At 64.3% G+C, this 11,841-nt stretch carries 10 protein-coding genes; 6 read left to right on the top strand and 4 right to left on the bottom strand.

Features of this window, described 5'->3' with window-relative positions:
• Positions 1 to 182 precede the first annotated feature (182 nt).
• Positions 183 to 1,130 (top strand): phosphate acetyltransferase, encoded by a 948-nt coding sequence (locus ABDB81_RS04855; RefSeq protein WP_137926854.1) that lies wholly within the window; start codon positions 183 to 185, stop codon positions 1,128 to 1,130.
• A 41-nt stretch (positions 1,131 to 1,171) separates the two neighbouring features.
• A complete protein-coding gene (locus ABDB81_RS04850; protein WP_346809986.1) occupies positions 1,172 to 2,413 on the top strand; it encodes an acetate/propionate family kinase in 1,242 nt (413 codons plus the stop codon).
• Positions 2,414 to 2,563: 150 nt separating this feature from the next.
• Here the strand turns inward: ABDB81_RS04850 and ABDB81_RS04845 are convergent, their stop codons facing one another.
• Positions 2,564 to 3,334: a tyrosine-protein phosphatase gene (locus ABDB81_RS04845; protein WP_346810029.1), complete on the bottom strand. Its 771-nt coding sequence runs from the start codon at positions 3,332 to 3,334 to the stop codon at positions 2,564 to 2,566.
• A gap of 326 nt (positions 3,335 to 3,660) precedes the next feature.
• Here ABDB81_RS04845 and ABDB81_RS04840 point away from each other — a divergent pair, with 326 nt between their 5' ends.
• The 4 genes from ABDB81_RS04840 (at position 3,661) to ABDB81_RS04825 (ending at position 7,759) form a co-directional block, all read left to right on the top strand.
• Positions 3,661 to 5,184: a DASS family sodium-coupled anion symporter gene (locus ABDB81_RS04840; protein ID WP_160471580.1), complete on the top strand. Its 1,524-nt coding sequence runs from the start codon at positions 3,661 to 3,663 to the stop codon at positions 5,182 to 5,184.
• 43 nt (positions 5,185 to 5,227) lie between these two features.
• Positions 5,228 to 6,277, top strand: coding sequence for an Ldh family oxidoreductase (locus tag ABDB81_RS04835; RefSeq protein WP_346809984.1), 1,050 nt, complete (start codon positions 5,228 to 5,230; stop codon positions 6,275 to 6,277).
• A gap of 198 nt (positions 6,278 to 6,475) precedes the next feature.
• The gene (locus ABDB81_RS04830) at positions 6,476 to 7,171 is read left to right on the top strand and encodes a transglycosylase domain-containing protein (protein ID WP_137926850.1); all 696 of its coding nucleotides are present in this window, start codon (positions 6,476 to 6,478) and stop codon (positions 7,169 to 7,171) included.
• A gap of 108 nt (positions 7,172 to 7,279) precedes the next feature.
• The gene (locus ABDB81_RS04825) at positions 7,280 to 7,759 is read left to right on the top strand and encodes an MgtC/SapB family protein (RefSeq protein ID WP_137926849.1); all 480 of its coding nucleotides are present in this window, start codon (positions 7,280 to 7,282) and stop codon (positions 7,757 to 7,759) included.
• A gap of 37 nt (positions 7,760 to 7,796) precedes the next feature.
• Here the strand turns inward: ABDB81_RS04825 and ABDB81_RS04820 are convergent, their stop codons facing one another.
• From ABDB81_RS04820 to fdhF, 3 genes are read right to left on the bottom strand one after another with little or no spacing between them, the layout of a single operon-like run.
• Positions 7,797 to 8,039, bottom strand: a complete 243-nt coding sequence (locus tag ABDB81_RS04820) for a formate dehydrogenase subunit delta (protein ID WP_137926848.1) — start codon at positions 8,037 to 8,039, stop codon at positions 7,797 to 7,799.
• Positions 8,040 to 8,048: 9 nt separating this feature from the next.
• Positions 8,049 to 8,897 carry a formate dehydrogenase accessory sulfurtransferase FdhD gene (fdhD, locus tag ABDB81_RS04815; protein ID WP_137926847.1) on the bottom strand — a complete coding sequence of 283 codons (849 nt, stop codon included), beginning with the start codon at positions 8,895 to 8,897 and terminating at the stop codon, positions 8,049 to 8,051.
• 18 nt (positions 8,898 to 8,915) lie between these two features.
• Complete coding sequence (gene fdhF, locus ABDB81_RS04810; RefSeq protein WP_137926846.1) at positions 8,916 to 11,789, bottom strand: formate dehydrogenase subunit alpha; 2,874 nt, start codon at positions 11,787 to 11,789, stop codon at positions 8,916 to 8,918.
• Positions 11,790 to 11,841 lie beyond the last annotated feature (52 nt).

The raw sequence follows: 11,841 nt of genomic DNA, 5'->3' as shown, positions 1-11,841 counted from the left end.
GAAGATCGCGGATGACAACCGCCCTGCCCATCCCTGCGCGCTGACCGCACCGAATATGCCGGTCACCAAGTCGACCCCACGCCACGCGTGTTCGCCTATACTGCCCGCAGACGTTTGCGCAACGCAGCATCTACCCGCACCAGGATGCTGGCTCGCCACCCTTCCCGTTACGGAATCCTGCCATGTCGATCCCATCGTCCACGGACAAGTACGCCCTGCTCCTCGCACGCTGCGCGGACCAGCCGCCGATTCCCACCGCCGTCGCGCACCCCTGCGATCACTCCTCGCTCGACGGCGCCCTGGAAGCGGCCCGACTCGGCCTTATCGTGCCCTTGCTCGTAGGACCCGCCGCACGCATCCGGCAGGTGGCCGAAGCACACGGGCTGGAACTGGGCAACACCCCCATCATCGACGCCCCACACAGCCATGCCTCCGCCGAAGCCGCCGTGGAGGCCGTGCGCTCGGGCCAGGCCGAACTGCTGATGAAAGGCAGTCTGCACAGCGACGAACTACTGCACGCCGTGACGCGCAGCACCAGCGGCCTGCGCACCGCGCGGCGTCTGTCGCATGTCTTTGCGATGGACGTGCCGAGCTATCACAAGCCACTGTTCATCACCGACGCCGCCGTCAATATCTTTCCCACGCTCAACGACAAGGCCGATATCGTGCGCAACGCCATCGACCTCGTTCGCGTGCTGGGCATCGAGCGCCCCAAGGTGGCCATCCTCTCGGCCGTGGAAACGGTGACCGACAAGATTCCCTCGACCATCGATGCGGCCGCGTTATGCATGATGAGCCTGCGCGGCCAGATCGAGGGCGGCATTCTCGATGGCCCGCTGGCCTTCGACAACGCCATCAGCAAGGCAGCCGCCGAGACCAAGGGCATCCAATCCGAAGTGGCCGGTGACCCCGACATCCTGCTGGTACCCGACCTCGAAGCCGGCAACATGCTGGCCAAGCAGTTGACCTTCCTGGCAGGTGCCGAAGCCGCCGGCATCGTGCTGGGCGCGCGCGTGCCCATCATCCTGACCAGCCGTGCCGATAGCGTGCGCGCGCGTATCGGCAGTTGCGCAATTGCCGTGTTGCTGGCCCATGCGCGCCGCGTCATGGACGCCGCAGTCAAAGTCTGACTTCCGCGAGAATCCGCAAGCATCCGCATCAAGGAGCGAGCATGAGTACCGCACCACCCGTGCAACCCGTCCATCCGGTCATCCTGGTCGTCAACGCCGGATCCTCCAGTATCAAGATTTCTATCTATGTGGTGCCCGACGCCGCGCACGACAATGTGGATGTACAACCCACGCTGGCCGCGCACGGGCAGATCGAAGGTATCGGCGTGAAGCCGCATCTCATCGCGCGCATGGCCGATGGGCGCGTGGTGGCCGAAGAGCATTTCCCGGTGGAGCAGGTAGCCGACCACAACGCCGCATTCCGGCTGATCCGCCTGACACTAAGCGTGGGATTGCGCGACTCTCCACCCGTGGCAATCGGACATCGCGTGGTGCATGGCGGCGTCCACTACACCGATGCCGTGCGCATTGACGACGAAGTCATCGCCACGCTGGAGGAATTGGTGCCGCTTGCGCCGCTGCATCAGCCGCACAACCTGACCGCCATCCGCGCGATTCGTGGCGCAGCGCCCGAGCTGCTGCAGGTAGCGTGTTTCGATACCGCATTCCATGCGGGCCATGATCCGCTGGCGCAGTTGATGGCGCTGCCGTACGAATACTACGAGCGCGGCGTGCGACGTTATGGCTTCCATGGCTTGTCGTATGCCTTTATCGCGCGGCAGTTGCGGCAGGTGGCGCCCGAGATTGCGCGGGGCCGCGTTATCGTCGCGCATCTTGGCAATGGCGCCAGCCTCTGCGCCATGCGCGATGGCAAGAGTGTGGAATCGACAATGGGCCTGACCGCACTCGACGGCATGCCGATGGGTACGCGCTGCGGATCGATCGATCCCGGTGCGGTCCTCTACCTCGCCGCGCAGGGCATGAGCCCCGAGGAGATCCAGTCGATGCTCTACGGCAAGTCCGGCCTGCTCGGCATCTCGGGCATCAGTAGCGACATGCGCGCACTGCTGGCCAGCGATGCGCCACGCGCGAAACTCGCGGTCGATTTCTACGCATACCGTGCCGCGCAGGAAATCGGCAAACTGGCCGTCACGCTGGGCGGTCTCGATGGGTTGGTCTTCACGGCTGGCGTCGGCGCCAACTCGCCAGAAGTGCGCGCGCGAATTTGCGAACACCTTGCCGATATCTTCGGCGTGAAGCTGGATGTTGCGGCCAACAACGAGAACCGTCAGCGTGTGAGCCGCGATACCAGCCGCATTCCCGTGCTGGTGGTGCCGACCGATGAGGAAGGGATGATTGCGCTGTCGACGGCGCGGTTGCTGCGGGAAGGTGTTGAGCGCTGACAAGCGGTCTCTCCCGCGCAGTGGGAGAGGGGCTGGGGGAGAGGGCCGGAGGCTCTGCTTGCCGGCCACGTCGCGATTTGCACCGCTGGCCCTCTCCCCCGCCCCTCTCCCGCAAGCGGGAGAGGGGAGATAACCATCGAAGAGAAAATTTCAGTCGAGATAGTGCCCGCGCAAGCGATCCAAATCGATCTTCAAATAATCGCCAACGAATCCTTCGATGCTCCCGTAGCGCTTGGCAATGGCATCCATCGACGCTTCCAGATATTCGGGCCGAACATCGAGCAAGGGCTTCATGACATCGGCGGACACACCGTACTGGCCCACGCTGGCGAGGATTCGTTCATTGAGCCCGGCGTTCCAGTGGTTCGACTCCAGGTAGTTCGCCACGATATCGTCGTGCGCCACGCCGAGAACACCGAGCAATAACAGCGATGCAAAGCCCGTGCGGTCCTTGCCTGCGGTGCAGTGGTACAGGAGCGTCTTGCCGGCTTCCGCATGGCGCAGGAATGCACCGAACGCATCGCCATAGCGCACCGGAAAATCGCGATAGACATCGACCATGAATGCATGCATCTGCGCGGGCGAGCTGGCCTTCACGCGCGGCATCAGCACGTCCATCGACATCGTGCCATCCAGTACCGGCACAGCAAGCCACTGGAATCGCTGACCGAACACCGACTCTGCTGGCGACTTCTCTCCGGCCGAGCGGAAGTCCACCACGATGTCGAGTGCCAGCGCGTGCAGGCGGTCCAGATCGGCGGCGCAGGCCAATGCGGGATTGGCGCTGCGATACAGCTTGCCGTGTTTCACGCGACGTCCGGCCCGCGCAGCCAGCCCGCCAAGGTCGCGTGCGTTGGAGATGGTCTCCAGTTCCAGCCCCGGCCGCAGTGCGGCGATCACCTGGTTCATGGTTTGCGTCATCGCATGGTCGTTTTGATTGGTCATCTCGCCTTGAGCGGCTGAATAAGCCCGCATTCGAAATTGTTCAGCATCGGCGTCAATTCTTTCAGATCGAACGCCACGCGTACATCGTACGCGCGATGGCCGCCCGCGAACCGTTGCCAGACCTGCAATGCGGCGTTTCCCTTGACAACATCTGACTCTCCAGCGATTTGATTTAGCGCAAATTCGAGGGGGTGGCGCCCTTGGAACTCTATCAGCAGATTTCCATAATGGACGCATGTCGAACGCGGCGATCCTGCGTCGCGACGCGTTCGACAGGCTGATCCATATCAAGGGATTTCAAGATGCCTGATCCGCAACCCTCCCCCGCCGCACCTGGCGGCTCCACTGCTGCCGTGGCAGCGCCTGCAGCACCGCAACTCCGTATCCACTGGGGCCTTTACCTCGCTGTCGCCGTACTGCTCGGCGTGCTCTGGATCGATACGCCCGAAGGGCTTCCGCTTGCGGGCCATCGCATGCTGGCCATCCTTGCATTTGCCGTGGTCGTCTGGATCACCGAGGCCGTGACCTACGAGACCAGCGCCATCATGATCACCTCGCTGATGGCGGGACTGATCGGCTTTGCACCGACGGTGGCCGACCCCAATACGATGTATGGCACGTCACGCGCGCTCGGCATGGCGCTGGCCGGATTCTCGAACACCGCACTGGCGCTGGTCGCCGCCGCACTGTTCATTTCCGCCGCCATGACGGTCACCGGACTCGATCGGCGCATCGCGCTGGTCACGCTGTCCGCCATCGGCACCAGTACGCGCCGCATCCTGCTCGGCACCATCGCCGTGACCATCATCCTGAGCCTGGTCGTGCCGAGCGCCACCGCGCGCAGCGCGTGTACCGTGCCGATCATGATGGGAGTGATCGCCGCGTTTGGCGTGGACAAGAAGTCGAACATCGCAGCCGGCATCATGATCATGGTGGCGATGGCCACCAGCGTGTGGAACGTCGGTATCCAGACCGCCGCCGCGCAGAACCTGCTGACGGCGGGCTTCATGGACAAGCTGCTTGGCGAGCGCGTGACCTGGCTGCAATGGCTGATCGCCGGCGCACCCTGGGCGCTCATCATGTCTGGCGTGCTGTATTTCCTGATCCGCTGGCTGCTCCCGCCCGAAACGGATGCGATTGCCGGCGGCAAGGAAGCCGTGCAGCGCGAACTCCACGCTCTCGGCCCCATGACCGGTCCGCAGAAGCGGCTCGCGGCTGTGGCCATCGGCCTCCTGCTGTTCTGGGCCACCGAAGGCAAGCTGCACTCGATGGACACGGCCACTGTCACGTTCGTGGGCCTGGTGATCCTGATGATGCCGCGCATCGGCGTGATGGACTGGAAGACGATGCAGCAGCGCACGCCGTGGGGCACGCTGATCGTGTTCGGCGTCGGTATCAGCCTGGGCACCGCGCTGTTGACCACCGAGGCCGGGCAATGGCTCGGCAGGTTCGTGGTCACGCATACCGGGTTGGCCGAGCACGGCGCAATCATGGTCTTCGCGGTGCTTGCCGCGTTCCTGATCCTGATTCACCTGGGCTTTGCCAGCGCCACCGCGCTGACGGCCGCCATGATGCCGATCCTGATCTCGGTGCTGCAGACGCTGCCGCCCGGCATCAACCAGATGGGCATGACGATGCTGCTGGGCTTCACGGTGAGCTTCGGCTTCATCCTGCCCATCAACGCGCCGCAGAACATGGTCTGCCTGGGCACAGATACGTTCAACGGGCGGCAGTTCGCCAAGATCGGGATTCCGGTCACGATCATCGGCTACCTGCTGATGCTGCTGTTCGCAGCCACCTACTGGCGCTGGCTGGGATGGATGTGATGCTGCCCTGAGCGCCCTCTAACCTTTCAAGCCGCCCTCAATCATGAAGCTCTCGCTCAATAGCGCGCGTACCTTCGCGCGCCAACTCCTGACCGCACAGAATGTGCCCGAGGACATTGCTGACGATGTGGCCGAGCACCTGGTCGAGTCCGACCGGTGCGGCTACGTCAGCCACGGCCTGTCGATCCTTCCCAACTACCGCCGGGCGCTTGACGGCAACAACGTCAACGCCACCGGGCGCGCCGAGTGCGTGCTCGACCGCGACATGATGATGGTCTTCGACGGGCACGGCGGCTTCGGCCAGCACGTGGGCAAGGCCGTCATGCAGCAGGCCATCGAACGCGTGCGCCAGCATGGGCACTGCATCGTCACGCTGCGGAAGTCTCACCATCTTGGCCGCATGGGCCACTACGGCGAGATGGTGGCCGCGGCCGGATTCGTGCTGCTGAGTTTCACCAACGTGATCAACCGCCCGCCCGTGGTGGCGCCCTTCGGCGGCCGCGTGCCGCGCCTGACCACGAATCCCCTCTGCTTTGCGGGGCCGATGCCGAATGGCAGGCCGCCGCTGGTGGTGGATATCGCCACCAGCGCCATCGCCATCAACAAGGCCCGCGTGCTGGCCGAGAAGGGTGAGCCGGCGCCCGAGCACAGCATCATCGACGCCGATGGGAATCCGACGACAGACGCCTCGGTCATGTTCGGCGAACATCCCGGATCGCTGCTGCCGTTCGGGCAGCACAAGGGCTATGCACTGGGCGTGGTAGCCGAACTGCTGGCGGGCGTGCTGTCCGGTGGCGGCACCATCCAGCCGGAGAATCCGCGCGGAGGGGTGGCCACCAACAACATGTTCGCGCTGCTGCTCAATCCCGAGTTCGACCTGGGGCTGAACTGGGAGCGCGGGGAGGTGGAGGCGTTCGTCCAGTACCTGCACGACACGCCTACCGCTCCGGGCTGCGACCAGGTGCAGTATCCCGGCGAGTACGAGGCCGCCAACCGGGCGCTGACGACCACGCATCTCGATATCAATCCGAATATCTGGCGGAATCTGGAGACGTTGGCGGGGGAATTGGGGGTGGAGGTGCCGAAGGGGTAACCGAGAGCGCTTGATATGCCTGTGGTGTGCGCCCCTCTCCCATGCAATGGGAGAGGGGCTGGGGGTGAGGGCTGGAGGGTCTGCTTGCCGGCCGTGTCGCAATTTTTGCGGCTGGCCCTCTCCCCCGCCCCTCTCCCGCGTAGCGGGAGAGGGGAGTAAACCGGAAGGCAGCCATGAGGCAATGGCACAATACGCGCCATGCAACGTCTCTGGTCTGTCTTCGTCAAGCTGGTGCTGCTCGCCCTCGTGGGTGGCGCGCTGCTGATTGCGTTTGCCGTGCTGATGGCCAGCCGGCAACTTCCTTCGCTCGATGCGCTCACGGCGTTCCGGCAGTCGCCGGGCTACGTCAGGCTCGCTGACTTCCCGCACACCTTGCCCGAGGCCGTTGTTGCCATCGAGGACGATCGCTTCTATCTGCACGACGGCGTCGACTATGTGGGCGTGATGCGTGCCGGCGTCGCCAATCTTTCCGACGAGCTGTCGCAGGGCGCATCGACCATCACGATGCAGGTGGCGCGCAATTTCTTCCTGTCGCGCAAGAAGACGTACACGCGCAAGCTCTACGAGATCCTGCTTGCGTACCGGATCGAGAATGCGTTGAGCAAGGACGAGATCCTTGAGCTATACCTGAACAAGATCTACCTGGGCCAGGGCGCGTATGGTTTCGGGGAAGCTGCCGATACCTATTTCGGCAAATCCGTCGGGCAACTGACGCTGGCCGAATGCGCGATGCTGGCCGGTCTGCCGAAGGCACCTTCGGCCAACAACCCTGTGGTCAACCCGCGCCGCGCACGGCAACGGCAGGCGTATATCCTGCTGCGCATGAAGGACCTCGGACGCATTACGGGTGCCCAATACGACGCTGCGCTGCTGGAGCCGCTCCGGTTGAAGTAAGCCGCAACCGGCACCCGTGTCAGCCGCCGCCCGACGGCGGCCGTGCATCCTGCGTGATAGCCTCACCTCACCACCGGCGCACGCCGGGACGCGCATAACGAGGCGGCCATGGATGGAATCTGGGGCGAGGTATATAGCACGCTGCGGGCGGAGTTCGCGGACGTGAACAATGTCAGCGAACTCACGAAGATCCTGGTCAGGCTGACGCTGGCCTGCCTGCTCGGCGGCCTGATCGGCTGGGAACGCGAGTCGGCGGGCAAGGCAGCGGGCCTGCGCACACACATGCTCGTGGCGATGGGCGCGGCACTGTTCGTACTGGTGCCGTTGTTGGCAGGCACCCCGCTGGCGGACATGAGCCGCGTGCTGCAGGGCCTGATCGCCGGGATCGGCTTTCTGGGCGCGGGTGCCATCATCAAGCACACCGACGAAAAAGAGATTCGCGGCCTGACTACGGCAGCGAGTATCTGGACCGTGGCAGCCATCGGCGTGGCCTGCGGCCTGGGCCGGGAATCGACAGCCGTGATCGCCACGCTGTTCGGCCTGGCGATCCTGCAACTGCTCTTTCGCATGGAGAAGCGCGCGTCGTAACGCACCCGCGCGTCAACGCCATGCCATGCCTCGCGCCTCAGGCAGCGGCGCGCAGTGTCACCTCGAACTTGTCGCGATGACGTGCCACGGCTTCGATCACGATGGGGTCGACCCCTTCCCCGCCCGCATCCACATGCGTCAGGAACGCGCGCTTCATGCGTGGTTCCCAGAATTTTTTTACATGGTTGGCGATGTCGGCCAGCGCCTCGTCATGGTCGGGCATGGCTTCGAAGAAGCTGCCGATCTGGTTGGCCATCTTGACCAGGTTTTCGATATGCATTGCCGGACCCTATGCCATATGTAGTCGTTGAGGATGCGTATAGACGACGAGGCTACCGCCCCGCACGAACCCGGCCAGCGTGATGCCCGCACTATCAGCCAGCCGCACCGCCATCGCGGTAGGCCCTGACACCGCAGCCAGCACGCCCGCACCGATGGCCGCCGTCTTCTGCACCATTTCATAACTCGCGCGGCTCGTGACGATGACCGCCCCGTGCGCGATATCTTCCTGCCCGCCACGCGACAACGCGCCCGCCAGCTTGTCGAGCGCGTTGTGGCGGCCTACATCCTCGCGCACCAGCGCCAGCTCGCCATCGGCACGCATCCAGCCCGCCGCGTGCGTGGCACCGGTATCGCGCAACAACGCCTGCCGCTTGTGCAACGCCGCGAACGCATGCTCGAACACCGCCGGATCGAAGACCGCCGCGCTCTGCACCGGCTGCGGCACGCGCATCACTTCGTCGAGCGATTCGGTGCCGCACAGTCCGCAGCCCGTGCGGCCCGCCATCGCACGGCGACGCCCTTTCAGCGCGACGAATGCACCCGTGGCGATATCGAGCCTGACCGTGATGCCCTGCTCGCTGGTCTCCACGTCGATGCCGTAGATATCGCCGGCACGTTCCACGATGCCTTCGCTGAGACTGAATCCGATTGCGAAGTCTTCGAGATCGGCCGGCGTCGCCAGCATCACCGCGTGCGAGATGCCGTTGAACTCCAGCGCGACCGGCACCTCTTCGGCCAGGTGGTCCACTTCCGTGCCCGCCTTGCCATGCCGCCAGCGGCGCACCTCGAAGGTGCGCTGCGCGGGCATTTCTGCGGTGCCGGCGGCGCTGTCGGGTGACGGCACATCACGCTTCATCGCGTTGCGCTCCCCTGATCAACCGGCCGGCGCCGTTTCACCGGCCGCACGCAGGTGGGCCAGTTGCTCCTCATTGAATGCCTGGTAGTTGCGCTGCCATGTGGAAGGCTGCGCGACCGGCATCACCTGTACCGCCGTCACCTTGTACTCGGGGCAGTTGGTGGCCCAGTCCGAGTTGTCGGTGGTGATGACGTTGGCGCCCGACTCCGGGAAGTGGAATGTCGTGTAGACCACGCCCGGCTGCATCCGGCTGCTGACGATGGCACGCAGCACCGTCTCGCCCGCGCGGCTCTGCACGCCGACCCAGTCGCCGTCCTTGATGCCACGTTCCTCGGCATCGTGCGGATGAATCTCCAACCGGTCCTCGTCGTGCCAGTGCACATTCTCCGTACGCCGCGTCTGCGCGCCCACGTTGTACTGCGACAAGATGCGACCAGTGGTCAGGATCAGCGGGAACTTGCGATTCACCTTCTCGTCGGTGGCCACGTACTTGGTGATGATGAACTTGCCCTTGCCCCGCACGAACGCATCGACGTGCATCGTCGGCGTGCCCTGCGGCGCTTCGGCATTGCACGGCCACTGAATGCTACCGAGTTCTTCAAGCTTCTGGTAGCTCACGCCCGAGAACGTCGGCGTCAGCGCCGCAATCTCGTCCATGATTTCCGACGGATGCTTGTAGTTCATCGGATAGCCCAGCGCATTCGACAGCAGGATCGTGGCTTCCCAGTCCGAGTAACCGGCCTGCGGCGGCATCACCTTGCGCACGCGCGAGATGCGGCGCTCCGCATTGGTGAACGTGCCGTCTTTCTCCAGGAACGACGAACCCGGCAGGAACACGTGTGCGTACTTGGCCGTCTCGTTCAGGAAGATGTCCTGCACGACGATGCATTCCATCGACGACAGTGCTTCGGAAACGTGCTGCGTGTTCGGGTCGGACTGGACGATGTCCTCGCCCTGGCAGTACAGGCCCTTGAACGTGCCGCCCAGCGCGGCTTCGAACATGTTGGGAATGCGCAGGCCCGGCTCCGGATTGATGTCCACGCCCCATGCCAATTCGAACTCGGCTCGCACCGTGGAATCCGATACGTGGCGATAGCCTGGCAGCTCATGCGGGAACGAGCCGATATCGCACGAACCCTGCACGTTGTTCTGGCCACGCAGCGGGTTCACACCCACGCCTTCGCGGCCGATGTTGCCCGTAGCCATGGCGAGGTTGGCGATGCCCATCACCGTGGTGGAACCCTGCGCATGTTCGGTCACGCCCAGGCCGTAATAGATCGCCGCGTTACCGCCCGTGGCATAAAGACGTGCGGCACCGCGCAGCGTATCGGCAGGCACGCCGGTGACGGCTTCCATCGCTTCCGGCGAGTTCTCGGGCAGTGCCACGAAATCACGCCACTGCTGGAACGCGCGATCTTCGCAACGTTCGGCGATGAACTGTTCGGCCAGCAGCCCTTCGGTGACGATCACATGCGCCAGCGACGTGACCAGCGCCACGTTCGTACCCGGACGCAATTGCAGGTGATAGTCGGCGCGGACGTGCGGCGAATCCACCAGATCGATCTGGCGCGGATCGACGACGATCAGCTTGGCACCGGCACGCAGGCGGCGCTTCATGCGCGAGGCAAACACCGGGTGGCCGTCGCTCGGATTCGCACCGATCACCATGATCACATCGGCCTTGGCCACCGAGCGGAACGTCTGCGTACCCGCCGATTCACCCAGCGTGGTCTTCAGGCCGTAACCGGTCGGCGAATGGCAGACCCGTGCGCAGGTATCGACGTTGTTGTTGCCGAACGCGGCACGCACGAGCTTCTGCACGAGATAGCCTTCCTCGTTCGTGCAGCGCGACGACACGATGCCACCAATCGAATCCTGGCCATGCTGGGTCTGGATGCGGCGGAACTCCGAGGCCGCATAGTTGATGGCTTCTTCCCACGACACTTCGCGCCACGGATCGGTGATCTTCGCGCGAATCATCGGCTTGAGGATGCGGTCCTTGTGCGTGGCGTAGCCCCATGCAAAGCGGCCCTTCACGCAGGCGTGGCCTTCATTGGCGGCGCCGTCCTTGTACGGGACCATGCGCACCACTTCATTGCCCTTCATCTCGGCCTTGAACGTGCAACCCACGCCGCAGTAGGCACAGGTCGTGACCTTGCTGTGCGACGGCTGGCCCAGCTTGATCACCGACGTTTCGGTCAGCGTGGCCGTCGGGCAGGCCTGCACGCAGGCGCCGCACGACACGCAATCCGATTCCATGAACGACTGGCTCGTACCGGGCGACACGCGCGAATCGAAGCCGCGTCCGCTGATGGTCAGTGCAAACGTGCCTTGCGTTTCCTCGCAGGCGCGTACGCAGCGATTGCAGACGATGCACTTGGACGCGTCATACGTGAAGTACGGATTGGACTCGTCCTTCTTCAGATGCGTGTGCGTGGCGATCGGTGCGGCACCGCCTGCACCATCGGCATAGCGCACTTCGCGCAGACCCACCACGCCGGCCATGTCCTGCAGTTCGCAGTTGCCGTTGGTGGGGCACGTCAGGCAGTCCAGCGGGTGATCGGAGATATACAACTCCATCACGCCACGGCGCAGGTCGCCGAGCTTGCCGCTTTGCGTGCGCACCTTCATGCCGGCTTCCGCAGGCGTGGTGCACGATGCCGGATACCCGCGCCGGCCCTCGATTTCCACGAGGCACAGGCGGCATGAGCCGAACGGTTCCAGCGAGTCGGTGGCGCAGAGCTTGGGCACACCGATGCCGGCCTCTGCTGCGGCGCGCATCACGGAGGTGCCAGCGGGTACAGTGACGGCTACACCGTCGATCTCCAGCGTGACCAGTGTGTCGGTCTCGATGGCCGGAGTACCAAAGTCGAAATCGTCGCGTGCTTGCAAGGGACGTCTCCCGAAATACTGCTTGTGAGGATGCGCATCCCTGAGGGATACG

This window comes from Cupriavidus sp. DL-D2 (assembly GCF_039710735.1).
GTDB lineage: Bacteria > Pseudomonadota > Gammaproteobacteria > Burkholderiales > Burkholderiaceae > Cupriavidus.
This window is presented reverse-complemented; position numbering and strand designations above follow the sequence as displayed.